General features: G+C 57.3%; 15 protein-coding genes and 1 riboswitch. Of the genes, 4 read left to right on the forward strand and 11 right to left on the reverse strand.

Features of this window, described 5'->3' with window-relative positions; translation table 11 throughout:
* Positions 1-729: 729 nt before the first annotated feature.
* Positions 730-918 carry an IS110 family transposase gene (locus PPOP_RS19255; RefSeq protein ID WP_052516569.1) on the forward strand — a complete coding sequence of 63 codons (189 nt, stop codon included), beginning with the start codon at positions 730-732 and terminating at the stop codon, positions 916-918.
* 104 nt (positions 919-1,022) lie between these two features.
* On the opposite strand, the gene PPOP_RS02335 is transcribed toward PPOP_RS19255, so the two are convergent.
* From PPOP_RS02335 to PPOP_RS02365, 7 genes are all read right to left on the reverse strand, one after another.
* Entirely contained in the window at positions 1,023-1,895 is an 873-nt protein-coding gene (locus tag PPOP_RS02335) for a UbiA-like polyprenyltransferase (protein WP_042227090.1), read from the reverse strand.
* A 39-nt stretch (positions 1,896-1,934) separates the two neighbouring features.
* Complete coding sequence (locus PPOP_RS02340) at positions 1,935-3,266, reverse strand: aspartate aminotransferase family protein (RefSeq protein ID WP_006284429.1); 1,332 nt, start codon at positions 3,264-3,266, stop codon at positions 1,935-1,937.
* Positions 3,263-5,293, reverse strand: a complete 2,031-nt coding sequence (locus PPOP_RS02345) for a peptidase U32 family protein (protein WP_006284430.1) — start codon at positions 5,291-5,293, stop codon at positions 3,263-3,265. Before PPOP_RS02345 ends, PPOP_RS02340 begins: the two co-directional genes overlap by 4 nt.
* A gap of 146 nt (positions 5,294-5,439) precedes the next feature.
* A complete protein-coding gene (locus tag PPOP_RS02350) occupies positions 5,440-6,231 on the reverse strand; it encodes an energy-coupling factor transporter transmembrane component T family protein (RefSeq protein WP_006284431.1) in 792 nt (263 codons plus the stop codon).
* 4 nt (positions 6,232-6,235) lie between these two features.
* On the reverse strand, positions 6,236-7,141 hold the full coding sequence (locus tag PPOP_RS02355) for an ATP-binding cassette domain-containing protein (RefSeq protein WP_006284432.1): 906 nt from the start codon (positions 7,139-7,141) through the stop codon (positions 6,236-6,238).
* Positions 7,114-8,676 carry a Gx transporter family protein gene (locus PPOP_RS19260; RefSeq protein WP_006284433.1) on the reverse strand — a complete coding sequence of 521 codons (1,563 nt, stop codon included), beginning with the start codon at positions 8,674-8,676 and terminating at the stop codon, positions 7,114-7,116. The genes PPOP_RS02355 and PPOP_RS19260 overlap by 28 nt, the downstream gene beginning before the upstream one ends.
* Positions 8,660-9,055: a NusG domain II-containing protein gene (locus PPOP_RS02365; protein ID WP_006284434.1), complete on the reverse strand. Its 396-nt coding sequence runs from the start codon at positions 9,053-9,055 to the stop codon at positions 8,660-8,662. Before PPOP_RS02365 ends, PPOP_RS19260 begins: the two co-directional genes overlap by 17 nt.
* A 270-nt stretch (positions 9,056-9,325) precedes the next feature.
* Between PPOP_RS02365 and PPOP_RS02370 the strand changes: the two genes are divergently transcribed.
* Positions 9,326-10,405 (forward strand): FAD:protein FMN transferase, encoded by a 1,080-nt coding sequence (locus PPOP_RS02370; RefSeq protein ID WP_042227124.1) that lies wholly within the window; start codon positions 9,326-9,328, stop codon positions 10,403-10,405.
* Positions 10,406-10,427: 22 nt separating this feature from the next.
* Here PPOP_RS02370 and PPOP_RS02375 read toward each other — a convergent pair whose 3' ends face one another.
* From PPOP_RS02375 to PPOP_RS02385, 4 genes are all read right to left on the reverse strand, one after another.
* Positions 10,428-11,585 (reverse strand): hypothetical protein, encoded by a 1,158-nt coding sequence (locus PPOP_RS02375; RefSeq protein WP_006284437.1) that lies wholly within the window; start codon positions 11,583-11,585, stop codon positions 10,428-10,430.
* Complete coding sequence (locus PPOP_RS23780; RefSeq protein ID WP_234399650.1) at positions 11,537-11,704, reverse strand: hypothetical protein; 168 nt, start codon at positions 11,702-11,704, stop codon at positions 11,537-11,539. The genes PPOP_RS02375 and PPOP_RS23780 overlap by 49 nt, the downstream gene beginning before the upstream one ends.
* 433 nt (positions 11,705-12,137) lie before the next feature.
* The gene (locus tag PPOP_RS02380) at positions 12,138-13,037 is read right to left on the reverse strand and encodes a formate/nitrite transporter family protein (protein WP_006284438.1); all 900 of its coding nucleotides are present in this window, start codon (positions 13,035-13,037) and stop codon (positions 12,138-12,140) included.
* A gap of 216 nt (positions 13,038-13,253) precedes the next feature.
* Entirely contained in the window at positions 13,254-14,684 is a 1,431-nt protein-coding gene (locus tag PPOP_RS02385; protein WP_006284439.1) for an NAD(P)/FAD-dependent oxidoreductase, read from the reverse strand.
* Between the two features lie 108 nt (positions 14,685-14,792).
* Positions 14,793-14,892, reverse strand: a riboswitch (purine riboswitch).
* Between the two features lie 529 nt (positions 14,893-15,421).
* On the opposite strand from PPOP_RS02385, the gene PPOP_RS02390 reads away from it, so the two are divergent.
* A complete protein-coding gene (locus PPOP_RS02390; protein WP_006284441.1) occupies positions 15,422-16,414 on the forward strand; it encodes a tetratricopeptide repeat protein in 993 nt (330 codons plus the stop codon).
* A gap of 252 nt (positions 16,415-16,666) precedes the next feature.
* Positions 16,667-18,004 (forward strand): TrkH family potassium uptake protein, encoded by a 1,338-nt coding sequence (locus tag PPOP_RS02395; protein ID WP_006284442.1) that lies wholly within the window; start codon positions 16,667-16,669, stop codon positions 18,002-18,004.
* Positions 18,005-18,043 lie beyond the last annotated feature (39 nt).

Here is an 18,043-nt window from a genome sequence, read left to right on the forward strand (position 1 = left end):
TCTTATTCTATTTCACATGAAGCTTCCTTGCCTCTTCCATCCAATCTTGCTTGAACTCATCATTACAACCAACGGGAGTATTTTATAAGTCTATCACCAGAATAATATTCGTACTTTGTGCCACTACCTTTATCGTATCGAACAGGCTTATTACATTGCTCCTCATTATGTGCTTGACACCTATATACAATTGATCCGGCAAATGCCGATTCGGTGGCAAACCCACCCATTAAAATAGTAGCGCAACTTAAAACAATGAGTTTTCTAAATTTCATCTCAATGCACCTTCCTTTTCCAAATATGTCTTGCAACGACTATATTACAATATCTATTGGAAAATGTAAACAACTATTTTCAAATCTTTGGATCCGTCAGCTTATCATGCTACGTGCAACAGGTAAATAAATAGCCACTGCAAATACTGATGGACTCGATGATTGGTTTTCTCAAGGATTTATTGGGGGCACTTGGACCGTCCGTCTTGAAATTCCGTTCTGGTAAACGTTATGAACAGTATGGGAACGGTGTGCAGGGTTGGATGTGCACCAAGAGGCCGTCGTTGCCTGTGTATGGGCAGGGTCTCCCGACATAAAACCGAAGCAGGAAATCAAAACATGTGGAACCCACGACCAAGGAGTTGCTAAAACTCCATAACTGGCCCGTGGAGCAAGGATGTGCGCATGTTGCCATGGAGAGACCGGCACTTGTTGGAGGCCGGCATGGAATTGGATGGAAGGTTCGCTTGAGCTTGTGTTGGCGAACCATAGCGATTCAGGCAGAAAAACAGATAGGAAAGACGCGGTCTGGATCGCTCCATTGCTGCGCTGCGGGTTGATCGAAGCGAGCTTTGTGCCACCGGAAGATATCCGGGATTTGCGCGATCTCACCGGTATCGTCGGAAGTTGGTTAACGACGTGACAGCGAAAAAGAACCGTATTCACAAAATCCTTCAGGATGGGAACATTAAGTTGACCATCTTCCGGCCAATACGAACGGTTCCACCCGAAGCGCATGCGTCATAATCAGAGCAGAAAGAAGTCCGCCATCGTGCACAACAGGATAAGCATACTGATGACCTGATTCAAGTTGTAGGAGGCCACGTTCATCCGCTTCCGGTTGCTAGGTCGGACGATGCGGTGCTCGACCGCAAGCAGCACGGCGGAGATCGCGATGCCCGTCAAGTAGATCCAGCCGAGTCCCCGAATAAAAAAGAGGGCGAACAGCACCGCCAGCATAATCGTATGGAACGAGCGGGCGATGAACAACGCATCCTCGTAGCCGAACAGGCTCGGCACGGACCACAGACCCGTCTTCCGGTCGAACTCGATATCCTGCGTCGCATAAATAATATCGAAGCCGGCAATCCAGAGCATGACCACCAGGCCAAGCAGGAATGGCGTCAAGGCCAGCTTGCCCGTGACGGCGAACCAGGCTCCCACCGGTGCGGACGCAATTGTGAAGCCGAGATACAGATGGCAGAGCCAAGTGAACCGCTTCGTGTACGAATACGAGCAGATGAGGACAATTGCGACCGGCGACAGCCAGAGACAGAGTGGATTCAACATGCCTGCCGCGAAGAGGAAGACGGCGAAGTTCAGCAGGATGAACGCCGTCACCTCCCGCTCCTGAAGCAGCCGCTGCGGCAGATGGCGGTGGGCCGTCCGCGGGTTCGCCTCGTCGTATTCCCGGTCGGCCAGCCGGTTGAAGGCGTTCGCGCCGTTCCGCGCCGCCACCAGCGCGATGAGCGACCACAGCATCACATGCGCGGACGGCAGACCGTCGGCGGCCCATACCATGGAGATAAGTGCGAACGGCAGCGAGAATAGCGTATGCGAGAACATAACGAGCTCGCCAAACAGCCGGGTCTTGCGGTACAACTTCTGCATCCACGTCATTCCTGAATCCCCCAATATCCATCATCCAAACTGCCTATACTATATGCCGCCCAGAACTTCATCCAGCGCTTCCAGCATCGCATCGATATCGCCCGCCTCGATGACGAGTGGCGGCTGGAACGCCAATACGTTGCGGCCGATGCCGTTCTTCCCGATGAGGAAGCCGCGATCCTTCATCGCTTCCAGCACGGCATCGGTAAGCGCGGCACTGTCCGTCCCCGCCGCGCCCTGCAGCTCCGCGCCGAGCATCAGGCCGCGGCCACGCACGTCAGCGATCACCTTATGCTTCCGTTGCAGCTCTTCCAATCCCTGCTTCAACCGGTCGCCCAACCGGGACGCCCGCTCGATTAGCCCTTCTTCCTCGATGTAATCTAATACGGCCAGGGCCGTGGCGGACGAGACCGGATTGCCGCCGAAGGTCGAGGCAGATGGACGGTTGAAGCTCGCCGCAATCTCGTCGGTCGTCGCAAAGGCGCCGATCGGCACCCCGTTCCCAAGCGCCTTGGCCATCGACAAGATATCCGGCTCGACGCCGTCATCGTCGAGCGCGAACATGCGGCCGGTGCGGCCGAAGCCGGTCTGAATCTCATCCGCGATCAGCAGCACGCCATAGGCCTCAAGTAGCGCCTTCACTTCACGGAAATAGCCTTCCGGCGGCACGATGATGCCGCCATTGCCCTGAACAGGCTCGACAATCATGGCCGCATACCGCTCGGGTGCTGCCTCGAGCGCCTGCTTCAGCGCCTCCAAGGAGCGCTGCATGGCGGCTTCCGCGTCCAGACCAGGCTCGTACGGCCGCGGAATGAACGCCACGCCGCCTTCATCGAGATGGTCGTCAGCCCGCCACATCGGCAGGCCGGTCACGCCCATCGTCAGCCAGGTGCGGCCGTGCAGCCCATACTCCAGCGCCAGGAAATCACGGCGCTTCGTATGCAGCCGTGCGAGCAGCAGCGCGCCCTCATTGGCCTCTGAGCCGCTGTTGCAGAAGAACGTCCGTGATAGCCGGCCCGGCAGGATGCCGTTCGCCAGCCGCGCAGCCAGGTCGGCCATCGGCTGCGTCAAATAAATCGTCGTCGTATGCTGCAGCGTCTGCATCTGCTTGACCGAAGCCTCCGCGATGCGGGGATTGCAGTGGCCGCAAGCGACGACGGACACGCCGGCGAAGAAATCCGTATACTGTCGGCCTTCATGGTCGTACACGTATTGCATGGAGCCGCGCACGATCTGCGGCGGCTGACGGTAGAAATGCTGCGTGCACGGGTAGAAATAAGCCCGCCGCTTCGCCAGCACGCCGTCCGGCCCGATAAAGGCGCTCTCCTCTGCGCCGCTTGCCCGGCTAACTTCCGGCCGTTCGTTCCCGATGCCTGTCATCGCGCACCCGCTCCTTCCTTCTGCCCGGCTGCTTCCTTCTGATCCGTCACTGCCTTCGCTTCGGCCGCTCCCTTCGGCTCGCCCATCGGGCTGTCGAATTGCAGCGCGCCCAGCGTATAGCCGGCATAGACCGGCTTCATTCCGCGATAAATATCCTCGCACCGTTCCAGCTCCTGCAGCGCCGTCCGGTAGGCCTGCACAATATCGCGCAACCGTTCGACCGGATAGGACTGCCCTTCAATCCGGAAATGGTTCACTCCAGCAGAGTGGAGCTCGGCGAGGAACGGCATGTAGCACAGCTCCTTACACAAGGCGAGATGGTTGCGGCCGCGAGAATCCCGGTAGACCGGATTCTCCCCCTTGTCCGTCATCAACACGAGGTAACGGTTGTCGACGTAACGGTTATCCTCCTGACCGATTGGCTCCAGCACCTCCGCATTCTCATACAGATTAAGCTCCAGATACATGACGACCGGAGACCCGTGCACGATCACCTCGACCGGAACCGGACTCTGCTCCAGCAGCAAGCCGAGATCATTGAGCGGCAGCTCCAGCGAGGCCGTTACCCGCTTCAGGCCGAAGTGCTCGTGATAGAACTCGGCCGAACGGGCGTTGTAGACGTTCAGATTGACGTCCCCGATCAGCGGCAGGCCCGCATCGCGGAAGCGGCGCATCGCGCCAATATTCGTAACGAGAAGCCCGCCAAGGCCGCTGCGGTCCTGCGCCAGGGCATGGCTATATTGCTCCATATGCAGGCCGTCCATCATGCGCGGCAGGCCGAGCACCACCTGCGACGCGCCGGCGCCGCCGGCAATCCGTTCGATATCGCTGCGCGTAAACGGCTGGGCAGGCTGGAACACGTCCCCGGCAAGATAGACGAAATCGGCGCCCGCTTCCAGCGCCGCCTGCGCCTGCTCGGCATCGTTCACATGCACAGAGAGCTGCGGACGCTCCGTCCGGCGGGAGGGGGTACGCACCTCCGCCAGAGCGGCCTTCACTTGTTCGATGCGCTCTGCCTTCATCTCGCGCTCGGCGGTCGGGGTGCTGAACACTTTGCCCGTGCTGTAGAACTTGCCGGTTCCTTCATAACGGGTATTGAGATAATCCAGTCCGGGCTTGCCGAACGCATAGGCCGTCGTGAAATCCCGCTTCCGGTTCTCGAACAGCTTGCGGCTGTCCTGCGCGCGTTCGAATCCGATCGGATCGGCGATATAGCGGTCGATCGCGTCCCCGTAGCCGTTCACCAGCAGGCGGAGGAACTCGGCGTCGCGCATCCGGCCCTCGATCTTGAAGGAGGTGATTCCCGCCTCGATCAGCTCCGGGATATGCTCGTACAGGTTCATATCCTTGGCGGCCAGCGGATACTCGGTCGGGTATACGTTGCCGTCCTTTTTCACACGGTACTCCCAGCGGCACGGCTTCATGCAGCGGCCCCGATTGGCGCTGTTGCCGAACAGCAGCGAGCTGTAGTAGCAGTTGGCGCCATGCACCGTACACATATCGCCATGGACGAAGTATTCGAACTCCATGCCGGTCTTCGCCTGCAGCAACTGCGCCGTCCGCAGATCCATCTCCCGGGAGGCGACGATGCGCGTTACGCCAAGCTCCTGCAGGGCGCGAATCATTTCTTCATTATGCACATTCATCATTACCGAGGCATGCACAGGAAGCCGATTCAGGTTCATCTCCTTAATCAGCGGAAACACGGCCATATCCTGAGCGATAATCCCGTCCGGACCGACCTCGTCCAGGAACGACAAATACTGCTTCGCTTCCTCGATATCTTCCCCGTTCAGCAGATTGTTGACCGTCACATAGACACGCTTGCCCCGTTCATGCGCCATCTCCACCGCCGTCCGAATCTCGTCGCAGGATAGATTGTAGCCTTTGCGCATCATCCGCATGTTCAGCGATGGCCCGCCAAAATAGACGGCATCGCAATTCGCATCCATCACTTCTTTGAAAATGTCAAACGTACCTGCCGGTGCCAGCAGCTCGACTTCTTTACCGTGAAAATACCTAGCCATGCCCGTTCCTCCTATCCCACATTCCATGCTGTCGATTTTATTTTTCCTAATTTTAAATATATCAGGTTTTGAAATCTTTATGTGATATTTTTCGCTTAATAGGCTGCAAATATAAACGTGGTGGTAATCGAATATAACCGATCCGATCACCAATACGATATGAACAGCAGCAGGACGACGAACGACGCGATGAACAGGGTGTCCGGCGTCCGCCATACGAGCCTGCGCAGCGACGTGCGCGGTGCATGCAGCACATATCCCCGGGCCTCCATTGCCTGAACCAGCTCCTCGGCCCGCCGGAACGCGCTGACGATGACAGGCACCATCAGCGTCATGACCATCTTGCCCTTCTGGACGAAGGAGACCTCGTGGAAGTCGGCGCCGCGTGAAGCCTGCGCCTTCATCACCTTATCCGCCTCCTCGAATAGGGTCGGAATGAAGCGTAGCGAGATGCCGATCATCATCGACCACTGCTGCGGCGAGCCGCCGACATAGCGCAGCGGCTTCAGTACCCGCTCCAGGCCGAGGTTAAGCTCGACCGGGGTCGTCGTGAACGTCAGAATCGCAGTGAAGGTGACGAGCAGCGCCATGCGCCACACTGCGTACGCCCCGTAGGTGACGCCTCCGGTCGTAATATGAAGCTGGCCCACATTCACCAGCGAGTTGCCGGTCTTGTCAAATAAGATATAGAACAGGAACATGAAGGCCATGATGAACCAGAGCGGCCGCGACGCCCAAAAATATCGGGTGAGTGAAATGCGCGAGCTCATCATGACAAGCAGAGCGAGTCCGCTCAGCACCGCGAGTTCCGCGAACGCGGCGGCCATAATGACCGTAATCAGAAAGAGGAGCATCGCCACCAGCTTCCCCCGCGGATCGAGGCGGTGAATCCAGGAATCGGCGGCGACATACCGGCCGAGCATCATTTTGGCTTCCATCTGGCTAGTCCCCCTCCCTGCTGTCTACTGAGCGGCCCGCCCTTCCATCTGCCTCCCTGCCCAGCCGCTCCGCGATCCAATCGGCCCAGCCCGCCGGATCGGACGGCAGGGCATCGAGCGGCACGCCCGTCTTCTCCGCCACCTGTGCCGCGAGGCGCAGCGTGGCGGGAAGCTCGATGCCGGCCGCTTCCAGTTCCCCGGGCTGGCGCATCAACTCCGCCCGGCCGCCCTGAAACACGATGCGGCCTTCCTTCATCAGGATGAAGCGGTCGGCATGCGCGAACACTTCATCCAGGCGGTGCGTCACCATGACGACCGCCTTCCCCTGCTGCGTGCACAATTCGTGCAGCAGCCGGATCAGCTCCGCCCGGCTGACCGGGTCCAGCGTCGCCGTCGGCTCGTCCAGCACGAGCAGCTCTGGATCGGAGGCGAGCACCGTCGCAATCGCGACCTTGCGAATCTGGCCTCCGCTCAGCTCGAACGGGCTGGCCTCCAGCACCGACGGCGGCAAGCCTACCATCGCGAGGGCCTGACGCGCAGCTTCGGCAGCCGCCTCGGGCTTCGATCCGAATTGAATCGGCCCGAACATCAAATCCCGTTCGACCGTCTCCTCGAACAGTTGATGCTCGGGGAATTGCAACACGAGCCCGACCCGACGGCGCAGCGGCTTCAAGCCGGACTGCTTCACACCGCCCTCGAAGGTATATTCCAGCACCTGCAGCTTCCCGGAGGTCGGCTGCAGGATGCCGTTGAAATGCTGCAGCAGCGTCGATTTGCCGGAGCCGGTCGAGCCGAGCACGACCGTGAATCCGGAGCCGACGGCAAAATTCAAATCCTGCAGCGCATGGACGGCAGGTTGTCCCTGCGCAATATAATCGTATGTCAATCGTTCAGCGTGCACGATGGCCATAAGGCGTTCACCAACTCTCTCTCGTCATTCGTCGAGGCGACCGGTAACCCCCTCTCTCGCAGCGCTTGGGCCACCGACCAGACGAACGGGGCCTGCAGCCGGCAGTCCCGCATCAGCACCTTATCCGCGAACAAAGTCTCCGGGGTGACATCCGCCGCAATCTTCCCGTCCTTCAGCACGATCGCGCGATCGGACGCCATAATCTCTTCGGCATCATGCGTAATGGATACAATCGTATATTTGCCGGTCGCATGAAGCTCCGTCCAATAGGCCGTCATCTCCCGCTTGGAGCGCTCGTCGAGCATTGAGGTCGCCTCGTCGAAGATGAGCACCTCCGGCTCCAGCACCATCATGCCGGCGATGGCAGCCCGCTGCTTCTGTCCACCGGACAGCTGCGCCGGATGGCGGTCCAGCAGCGGATCGACGCCGAACCGTCGTGCCACCTCCACCAGCCTGCGCTCCATCTCCGCATGCGGAAGGCAGCGGTTCTCCATGCCGAAGGCGATGTCGTCCCGGACCGTGATCGCGAAGAATTGATTGTCCGGATTCTGGAACAAGAATCCGACGCGGCGGCGAATCTCCTCGAGGCTGGCCTCGGACAGCGTCAGGCCGGCCACCTCAATGCGGCCAGCCTGGGGCAGATGCAGACCGTTCAGTAGCTTCACCAGCGTCGACTTGCCGGAGCCGTTCGGGCCGACAATGGACACCCACTGCCCCTGCGGAATGCGGAGGGACAGATCGTCGAAGAGCAGGCGGTCGGCCCGATACTGGTATCGGACGCCGGACAAGACGACCGCGTCATGCGCGCCGTGCTGGTTCGGCCGGCTGTCCAGGACAGCGCCCGGCGAAGGCGGCGCCTGTTCCGGCGCCCCCGGCGCTCCGTCAGCCCGGACATTCGAAGCGAGCGCCTGCTTCCGATCGAGCGCCGCCTGCCGGTTCACATCCGCCGCCGAGCTGTCGATCTGCGGCGTCAGCTTGTCGAAGAGCGGGAGCTTCGCCAGCGCCGCCACAATGTACTTCACGGCAATACCGATGAAGACGCCGGTGACAACGCCGGTAAGCAGCAGCACCGGCAGGTAGTAAAATATATTTGCGGTGCGAAATACAATATATGCGGCCGTCAATTGGCCCGCATTATGCGCTGCGCCGCCCACCACGGAAATGCCGATGAGGCTGACGTGATTTTTGCCGACGGTCAAGATAGCATACATGACGAGGAAGCTGAACAGCGATCCAAGGAAGCTGAACAGGAATGCGGAGAAGGTCCCCAGCATCAAGGTCATAAGCAGCGTCTTCAAGACGACTAGCATCAAGGCGTCGCGGCCGCGCAGGAAGTAGAGGCAGGCGAGAATCATCACATTCGCGAGCCCCAGCTTCGCCCCCGGAATCGGCAAAATCGTCTGCACGGGCAGCATCGCTTCCACGAAGCCGAGCACGACAGCTACGGCACTGAAAATCGCGATAATAACCGCCCTCTTCAAGGCGTCCGAAGAAGATTCCCCCTTCCGCAAGGCGGGGCTATTGTACGACCGCATCAATCTCATCCTCCTCTGCGCCGCCCTCGCTTACCAGCTCGACGAGCACGCGATGAGGAATGCAGACGATCGTGCTGTTCGGACGGGTAACGAAGCCGAAGGACAGACATACTTTATCCGGGCAATCGGCATCGAACATTTCGATCCCATAGTCGTGAACCTTCAATATATTTATTCCTTTGCTTGTTTCCACTTTTATAATCTGCTCTTCCTGCGTCAGTTCTACTTTTTGATAAAATTCTCCGTCCACCGTAATATTGGCAAACACGTTTGGATTGTGCAAATTTTCACTTTCTTGTTGAAACAGCCATTTCGGCACAAGAAACGCCAGCGCCGCGATGACAATGACTCCGATGAGAATCAGGTCTCCACGTTTCATTGCAATGACTCCTTGGATTAAATTTGAATAGTTTATCTTTTGCCATTATACATCTCCTATCCCTCCTCATCAATGAACTTCCATGTCCATCCGATGACATCTGCTGTCGAATCCGCCCCGCCTGTAGCAGAATCATAGGGGCTTCCTTGCAACTCCATCCGCAACTGTTATAATAAGCGTGTTCCGCCAGCGAGCTTCACCGCGAAGGGAAGCAAGCCCCGGCGCGAACCGATATCCAGTTAGTCTAACCGAACGGAGGAATTGAGAATCATGACACAACATCGACGGCTACCCATCCGAAGCTGCCTCCTTCTGATCGCGGTCTTCGTCCTTGCGCTTGGCGGGTGCGCCAAGGGGAATTCCACAAACGCTGGCTTTGCCTCCGAAGCGTCTTCGATCAAGCAGCAAACGTATTTTATCTTCGATACGATCGTGACGGTCAAAATAGTTGATGAACAAGCAGGAGACGCCCAATTCAAGGATATCGAAGCGATCCTCAAGGAGATCGACCATAAAATGAACCGCCAGGACAAGGAGAGCGAAATCTCTAACGTCCAAGCCGCTTCCGGCAAGCAAGCCGTGGCCGTCTCCCAGGATACATTCGATATCATCGCCACCTCGCTGGACTATGCCAAGCGCACCGGCGGCATGTTCGATCCGACAGTCGGCCCGATCATCGATCTGTGGGGCATCGGCTCAGAGCATGCCAAGGTTCCCGATCCGGCCGAATTGAAGCAGAAGCTGGAGCTGGTCGACTACCGGGATGTCACCCTCAATCCGGACAAGCGGGAAGTGAAGCTCGAGAAGGAAGGCATGGAGCTTGACCTCGGCAGCATTGGCAAAGGCTATGCCGCTGACCGACTCGCGGATTATTTGCGCGAGTCGGGATTCGAGAGCGCCATCGTCGATCTCGGTGGAAACATCTTCGCCGTTGGGCCGAAGCCGGGCGGCAAGGATTGGATCATCGGGGTGCAGGACCCGGATGAGACCCGCGGCAATCAGATCGGCAAAATGAAGGTGCAAAACAAAACGATTGTCACCTCAGGCGTGTATGAACGGTATTTCGTCGAAAACGGCAAGCACTATCACCACATCCTGAACCCGATGAACGGGTATCCAATCGAGAATAATCTGAGCAGCGTCACGATCGTGACAAGCAGCTCGACGCATGCCGATGCCCTGTCCACCTCGACGTTCGCTCTCGGACTCGACAAAGGGATGGAGTTCATTGCATCCAATCCGGAAGCCGAGGCTATTTTCATTACGACCGATCACAAAGTATATTGCACGCCGGGCATTAAGGATATTTTCGAGCTGACAAATAGCAATTACACTATTGTCAAGCCATAGTCGTCTCCTGCCGATCCTTTGCCTAAATCGCGGATAGCACGGCGCCTGTTGCGATGCGGTGGAAGAATGGAGAATGCGAGACGCGATGCTCTCCGACCGGATCGTTCGCATTGAACGGAAGCCGCTCCACCTCCAGCTCCTCAAGCCTGTCCACACGGCCCTCCACATAATCGAGCAGCCGCTCCTCGGCCGATTGCAGCCGGGCCAGCACCCCGCCGTAACGGATGTCGAGCACTTCCCAGCCGAACGGCTTGCTCGTCCCCATCCACAGCAGGCGATGCGCCTTGCGCGTCAGATCCACCTGCGCGCGAACGCGCGGAATGATGATCTCTGCCAGATGACGGAGCCTCTCTTGTTCCTGGGCCCGATAGGCGACTGTCACCTGCTGGCCAAGCGTTCCCTTCATGGCCAGCGTCTCCGCCAGCTTCGCATAGAACCCGAACACCAGCTTATGCGTGCCCGCAGCTTGCGATTCGGCGGCAGCAAGCCGCTCCGCCAGCTTCACGTAATGCGCCGGCAGCGCGGTCCCCAGCTCGCCTTCCACATCTTTGTCGAACAGACCGATTAACGTATCCTGCCAGAGCAGGAACTTGGACGCGTTCGAGCTGTGCATATTATTTTTCGTCACGCCCGGCGTCTCGTCCAGATAGGTCAACTGCCAGTAATCATCCAGTTGCTGGCCGGTGCAGAGGCGGAAGCGCTCCGCCAGCGCGGTCTCGTCCACTTCGCCATCCGTATACCCGTGCTCGGCGAACACCGGATCTGAACCAAGCGCGCGGTGCTTGTCGAGGAAGCTCTCATAGAACCTCTGATCGTCATGGTAATAGTCCCAGTAGACGAACTGGACGCCCTTCGGAATTCGGGCCACTGCATCGCCGGAAAACTCCAGATCCAGATCGTAATAATGGCCCCCATTGTTCATTAGCAAGTGGAAATACATGTCGCTCCACATCATCGGCTTCAAGCCATGCTTCGCCGTAATCTCCAGCACACGCCACAAATGATCGTTCATAATGTCGAACCGTTCTCGAAAGCCGTGCTTGAACAAGTATCGTCCAAGCCCCAGTCCGAACGCCTCGTCCATGCCGATATGGATCCGCTTCGATCGAAGTGGCTTCGAGACGGCCGCGATCATGTCCGCAATGAAGCGGTAGGTGGCCTCGGACCCGGCCAGCAGCACATCCCGGCAATATGGAACGTCCCTGCCTTGCGGTAAGCTTCCACGAACCGCCCCAGCGCCCGGAAAAAATGGATCGGCTCCGCATAACGGATCAAGCCGGCGCTTCCGTCCCAGGACACCGTCAACTCCCCTGCGTCCTGCTCAACCTGGATAACTACCGCATCGGAAGCGGGATTGCCCCCTCGCTTATTTCCACGTCAAGCCGTTGCCGCAGTTCCCGGATACCGGGGATGAAGCGGGCAATATCGCCACGAAAATGAATATGCATCGTCTTGTACCTCCTCTAAGATGTATAGAGCTTCTCCGTGCTGGCCAATGTAAGCGGTACGATGTGATTAGGATAGCGCTTTCGATCCTGTTATGCAACCGCATGGGTCGCGCGCTGTCCGCCAACGCCCCTTGGCCGCCCTTTCCTGGACATGCCAAAAAAGACATGGCTTGCCGATCCATGTCTTGAGGCAGACGTTGCAGCAGCCTTTCCTCCTTGGATCAACGAACCAGGCCCGACCCGGACCTGGTTCGATTATAGGCTAATAGGCTGCGGGCGGAAGCTTATCCCGTAACAGAGTGATCAAGGCTACTCGAGGAGGAAGCCGGCGTATCTGGAGCCGCTGGAGCCGCTGATACGGCAGAAGCGGATGCACGCGTCCCGGAAGTCTGAGCTGGGAAGGCCGCATCCGGATTCGGCCGCAAGTAAGCTAAGCAGTAAGCGCCGGCCACGAAGACGGCACCGCCGGTCAGGTTGCCGAGCCAGACGGGGATGAAGTTCATGATGTACTCTCCCCAGCCGTAATAGCCTTCGAAGATAGCCGCCGGGATGACGAACATGTTGGCGACAACGTGCTGGAAGCCGATGGCCACGAACGTCATCGTTGGGAACCAGATGCCCAATATTTTGCCGCTGAAGCTCTTGGATCCGTAAGCCAGCCACACCGCCAGCGCGACAAGCCAGTTGCAGCCAATACCCGAGACGAACGCTTGCAGGAAGCCTTCTTCCAGCTTGTGCCCAGCGACGGACACGGTCTTCTCCAAATAGACGCCATCGGCGGTCAGACCGACGATATGCCCGAAGAAGTAAGCGACGAAGATCGCGCCCAGGAAGTTGCTCACCGTAATCACGATCAGATTGCGAACGACCTCGCCGGTCGTAATCCGCCCCTTCATCCGGGCCAACGGAACGGCCATCATATTGCCGGTCAGCAGTTCTCCGCCCCCCAGCAGAACGAGGATCAGCCCGATCGGGAAGAGCGAGGCGCCGATAAGTCCGGTGATCGTTCCCCACTCCGGCGGCGCGCCCGCTGTCACCCGTATATACAGTAAGTATCCTAGCGCGATGAATGCGCCTGCCAGAAATCCTAATATCACCATGACCGACAGCGGATTACGGGCCTTGGTCGTCCCTGTCTCCACCGTCACTGCCGCAATCTCCTGCGGCTTCAAGTATCCTGCCATAACTGCATTACCTCCCTGCACCGCAAGTACCTTGCTGGCATTATCGCATCCTCCCGGATAGACGGAAGCGTCATACCCTATGGAATGACGGCCGTATTCCAGGCAGAAAGATGCAAGTTCATTGTATCGAAGCTTCCGCACCGAAGTTGTGCATTTTATCACGCCGAAAACGGAAAAAGCCCTTGCACCTAGCGGTCGCGGACTTTTTTATATGAATTATGCTTTTCCGATAATGCTGCGGGCGATATGAACTCCGGCTGCCCCGGCTTGCGCCAGCCCGCGGGTGACGCCTGCTCCGTCACCGCCGCAGTACAGTCCGGCAATCTCGGATTCGAGCGATGCATCCAGCTGCGGGCGGGCGGAGTAGAACTTTGCCTCGACGCCGTAGAACAGCGTATGCTCGGAAGCGATTCCCGGCGTGACCTTGTCCAGCGCTCCCACCATTTCGATGAGGCTCTTCATTGTATTGTAAGGAAGCACGAGGCCCAGATCGCCAGGAACCCCCTCGTTCAGCGTCGGCTCCAGGAAGCCTTCCCGGATCCGCTTTCCGGTAGAGCGGCGCCCGCGGAGAATATCGCCGTATTTCTGCACAATGACGCCGCCGCCGGACAGATCGTTGGCGCGCTTGCAGATTTCGCGTGCATACTCGTTCGGCTTGTCGAACGGCTCCGCGAACGTGTGCGAGACGAGCAGAGCGAAGTTCGTATTTGTTGAGCCGAGCTTCGGATCCTTGTAGGAATGACCGTTCGCGCACATGATGCCGCTGTGGTTCTCTACCACGACGTGTCCGGACGGATTGCTGCAGAATGTGCGCACCCGCGTGCCTACGGACGTGTTGAAGATGAACTTTCCTTCATACAGATGCTCGTTAATCTCGCGCATAACGACGTCCGACGTCTCGACGCGCACGCCGACATCGACCTGGTTATTGTACATTTTCAGGCGGCGCTTCTTCAGAATCTCCGTCAGCCAGGCTGAGCCGTCCCGTCCCGGCACAATAACGACGTGATCCGCTTCGATCATCTCGCCGCTCTTCAGTTCGATCCCCTGCACGACATGGCGGCCGTCTTCCTTCGCGGTGACGAGATCCGCCACTTCGGTCTTATGCATCGAATCGATTCGGGTCTTCAAGTATTCAAAAATGGATTTCAAAATCTCCAAGTTCTGCTCCGTTCCCAAGTGGCGAACTTCCGCACGCAGCAGCTTCAGCCCTGCCGCATATCCCCGCTGTTCGATCCGGCGCACGGGTTCCGTCGTCGGGTCTGTTATATTCGGCGTAGCTCCATGCTCCAAATTGATCCGGTCCACGTATTGAATGAGAGTAAGCACCTGCAACGGCGGTAAATAATCGGTCAGCCAGCCGCCGAACTCGGTCGTAATGTTGAATTTACCGTCACTGTAGGCGCCGGCTCCGCCGAAGCCGTTCGTGATGGAACAGGCGGGCAAGCATCCGGCGAACGCTTTGCGGCCGATAGCCGGAGGGCATAATTGAATTTTCTCCTCCAGAATCGGACAGCTCCGCCGGTAAATATCATGGCCTTTGTCCACCAACAATACGTTAAGATGGGGGGCCTTCAATGTCAGCTCATAGCATGTAAAAATTCCTGCAGGCCCTGCGCCAACGACAATGACATCATACTTGCTCATCAGATCAAGATCCTCCTCGTCATAACACGTTGTGTGAATCTGAATGGGGCGAATGATGAACTTTTGTTCCTTTTCCAGGCGACAAAAAAATCCTGACTTCACCCGGGTATGCGGAAGCACACCGCTCGTAGTCAGGAATTTACGGCTCCTGGTAGAGACCCCCGGACCTTATCTTCGGGAATATACGAACAGAATCATAATGCTTGCATTGCGATCAACTTCATTGCCGCCCCCCAAGGGAGCCACATGGATATTGTAACGAATTTCACCGAACGTGTCAACGGGATATTATCCTAATGTTCGTTTTTTTTGTATTTATTCATGCTTTAAAGGATATAAAAAAATAATAATAAGATTAAATCCGAATATTTTTGCAAATTACACCATCAATCTGTTCTGGACCAGGGTGCTGCTGGCCCTTACCGGCTTCGCATTGCGGTTCTTCACCGTTCGGAACATTTGTCCGAGCTTTTCCTTTTTTCACTTGCTCCCCGCGCTCTCTAGATCTACAATATGATGAGCTTACCATTGTTGCTTGCATACGCCGAACACGGCAACGTCTCGGATCAGACCCGTAAACGAACCCGCTATCCCGGCATGTCGCGCAGTGGGATAAGGAGCTTATGGAATCCGCCCCGATTCGCCGACCAGCAAGATCATCACAGGCTACCGTGGAGACACGGATCACATATCCATCGTTCTAGACAGCATAAGAAAATACTTGGAGGTGATGGAGGATGACGCGGAGTGCGCATCAAGAGCCGGTTCAAGACACGCCAGACATTGAACCATATCCTCCGGCGGCGCAGGAGCAAACCCCAGCGGCAGACGAATTGAATTCGGCCTGCGGCAGGGAAAAGTACGATCAACATACAATTCAATATTTGCAGCAGGCCATCCAGCGCATCAACCAGCTTTACCAACAGCAAGCGTATCAGGAAGCGCTGCGGGAAGCCATGCAGTTGCAGTTGGAATATCCGGAGCATCCGACCATTATGTCGCTAGCTGCCGTCGTTCATAAGCCCGTCGATCCGGACAAAGCTCTCTATTGGGCAGGTGAAGCGCTGCGGCAGGATATTTATCAACCGAACGCCTGGCGGGTGCGGATGGGCATCTATTATGACCGGGGAGAGTGGATTGCCTTCGAAACGGCGGCGAGGCAGCTGATGGCAATGGCGCCCGACGACCCAACGCCGCATTTGCTGCTCGCGCAGCATCAGATGCGCAAGGGCGCGCTGGAGCAAGCCGCCCTCTCGCTGGAGCGGTGCATCGATATTGAGCCGGCCGGACTCGCTTACGCCACGTACAGTTATGTATTGGCGCAGCTGGGACGGACGGCGGAATCGAAGGAAGCCGAACGTCAGGCATGGGCAATGGGAGAGGAGCATGCCTATACGCTGATGCAGCTCGCATGGGCAGCCGACCAGCGCGGAGAGAAGGACCATTCACTCCACCTGATGGAGAAGGCCGCCCGCCTGGCTCCGGACGATGCCCAGGTTCAGGAAGAGTATATGGACATACTGCAGAAGGCCAACCTGACCTTCCGCCTCGTCTGGCTTCCGGCCCAGTGGTTCCAGAAGCTGAATCCGTGGCTATTGTTTGTCATTTGGGTCTTATTTGCTTATCTTAAACCGGGACTGCTCGTTGCCTTTGTCCTGCTTCATGTATCGACACATTGGATTAGCCGGTGGTATGTCAATTGGAAAGTATACGGGCGGCCTTGGGCATGACACCTTGGGCCGCTTCTCGTATGTACGGCGGCCTATCCCTTCTCCGTGCCCCACTGATCCGATCGCCGTCATGATCACGCCGATGGTAATCAACAGCACGCCCAATATGGAACGCTTGTTTACAACGGAAGCGGAGAACGATATACTAGTCTTCGTTTTCATTCCGTTTTCATTCCGTTTTCGTATCGGCGCCGAACTGGCGTCATTGTGCTCATTATTTTTTTCGTTGTGGACCAAAAGGAGACCCTCTTTATGACGCTGTTGAAAAAAAGGACGCTGTACTGGACGCCCGCCCGTGTGCTGGTGACGGGTTTTCTCTTTATTATTACCATCGGAACCCTGCTGCTGAAGCTGCCGATCTCGCTGGCGCCGGGTCATTCCATCTCCTTCGTGGATGCGGTATTTACGGCGACCTCCGCCGTCTGCGTAACCGGGCTGGTCGTCGTCGATGTCGGCACGACCTTCACTTCCTTTGGACAGGGAGTGATCATTTCCCTCGTCCAGATCGGGGGCATCGGCTTCATGTCCGTGGCCTTATTGTTCTATCTGATGCTGGGCAAAAAAATATCGCTCCGCGAGCGCCTTATCCTGCAGGAGTCGATCAACGCCAACAGCATGGAAGGGATTGTGCGCACGATACGGCGGGTCATCATCTTCGTCGTCATTATTCAATCGTCGGCCACCGTCGTGCTAACGCTGCACTGGGGACAGACGATGCCGCTCGGGCAATCGTTCACGCATAGTCTTTTCCATTCGATATCCCTGTTCAACAATGCGGGCTTCGACCTGTTCGGCGACAGCTTCCAGCAGTTCGCAGAGGATGGGGTAACCAATCTCGTCGCCTTCTTCCTGATCGTCGCCGGCGGTCTCGGATTCATCGTGCTGGCGGAGCTGTATGACTACCCGAAGAAGCGGTGGCTCTCGCTGCACTCCAAGGTCGTCCTATCGATGACGGCGTTTCTCGTCGTGGGCGGCGCGCTGCTGCTCTTCATCTTCGAATTCTCGAATAGCTATACGCTCGGATCGATGAGCTGGGAAGGCAAACTATACGCTTCCTTCTTCCAATCGGTATCGGCCCGTTCCTCCGGCACCGTAACGCTGGATGTGGCAGATATGCATCAGGTGACGCAATTTTTCCTGATTATGCTCATGTTCGTCGGCGCATCACCCGGATCTGCGGGCGGCGGAATCAAGACGACGACGTTCGCGATTCTGGTCGCGGCCGTCTATGCGATGCTGAAGGGGCGCGAGGATGCCGTGCTGTTCCGCCACCGCCTGCCGAAGGATCTAATCATCAAGGCGCTGACTGTGATTTTCCTGGCGCTGTTCATGGTGCTGTCCGTCTCGATGCTGCTGGCGGTCACCGAGGATGCGCCGTTCATCAGCATTCTGTTCGATACCGTATCGGCCGTAGCGACGGTTGGCATGTCGATAGGGCTGACTCCCGATCTGTCCCCCTTCGGGAAGCTCGTCATCGCCATGACGATGTTCATCGGCAGAATCGGGCCGATGACGCTCGCCTATGCGCTCAGCAATCGCCGGGAGCAATCGCTCTATCGCTACCCGGAAGGGAAAATCATGATCGGATAACAACAACCCCCGCTGCATGAAGCCGCAGCGGGGGTTCGT

The organism is Paenibacillus popilliae ATCC 14706 (genome assembly GCF_000315235.1).
GTDB classification, from domain to species: Bacteria; Bacillota; Bacilli; order Paenibacillales; family Paenibacillaceae; genus Paenibacillus_B; species Paenibacillus_B popilliae.

Bases quoted from the DNA above. Each gene is read 5' to 3' on its own strand.
- PPOP_RS02340 (WP_006284429.1), bottom strand. From the start codon at position 3,266: ATGACAGGCATCGGGAACGAACGGCCGGAAGTTAGCCGGGCAAGCGGC.
- PPOP_RS02345 (WP_006284430.1), bottom strand. From the start codon at position 5,293: ATGGCTAGGTATTTTCACGGTAAAGAAGTCGAGCTGCTGGCACCGGCA.
- PPOP_RS02350 (WP_006284431.1), bottom strand. From the start codon at position 6,231: ATGGAAGCCAAAATGATGCTCGGCCGGTATGTCGCCGCCGATTCCTGG.
- PPOP_RS02395 (WP_006284442.1), top strand. From the start codon at position 16,667: ATGACGCTGTTGAAAAAAAGGACGCTGTACTGGACGCCCGCCCGTGTG.
- PPOP_RS02355 (WP_006284432.1), bottom strand. From the start codon at position 7,141: ATGGCCATCGTGCACGCTGAACGATTGACATACGATTATATTGCGCAG.
- PPOP_RS19260 (WP_006284433.1), bottom strand. From the start codon at position 8,676: ATGCGGTCGTACAATAGCCCCGCCTTGCGGAAGGGGGAATCTTCTTCG.
- PPOP_RS02370 (WP_042227124.1), top strand. From the start codon at position 9,326: ATGACACAACATCGACGGCTACCCATCCGAAGCTGCCTCCTTCTGATC.
- PPOP_RS02335 (WP_042227090.1), bottom strand. From the start codon at position 1,895: ATGACGTGGATGCAGAAGTTGTACCGCAAGACCCGGCTGTTTGGCGAG.
- PPOP_RS19255 (WP_052516569.1), top strand. From the start codon at position 730: ATGGAAGGTTCGCTTGAGCTTGTGTTGGCGAACCATAGCGATTCAGGC.
- PPOP_RS02390 (WP_006284441.1), top strand. From the start codon at position 15,422: ATGACGCGGAGTGCGCATCAAGAGCCGGTTCAAGACACGCCAGACATT.
- PPOP_RS02365 (WP_006284434.1), bottom strand. From the start codon at position 9,055: ATGAAACGTGGAGACCTGATTCTCATCGGAGTCATTGTCATCGCGGCG.
- PPOP_RS02385 (WP_006284439.1), bottom strand. From the start codon at position 14,684: ATGAGCAAGTATGATGTCATTGTCGTTGGCGCAGGGCCTGCAGGAATT.
- PPOP_RS02380 (WP_006284438.1), bottom strand. From the start codon at position 13,037: ATGGCAGGATACTTGAAGCCGCAGGAGATTGCGGCAGTGACGGTGGAG.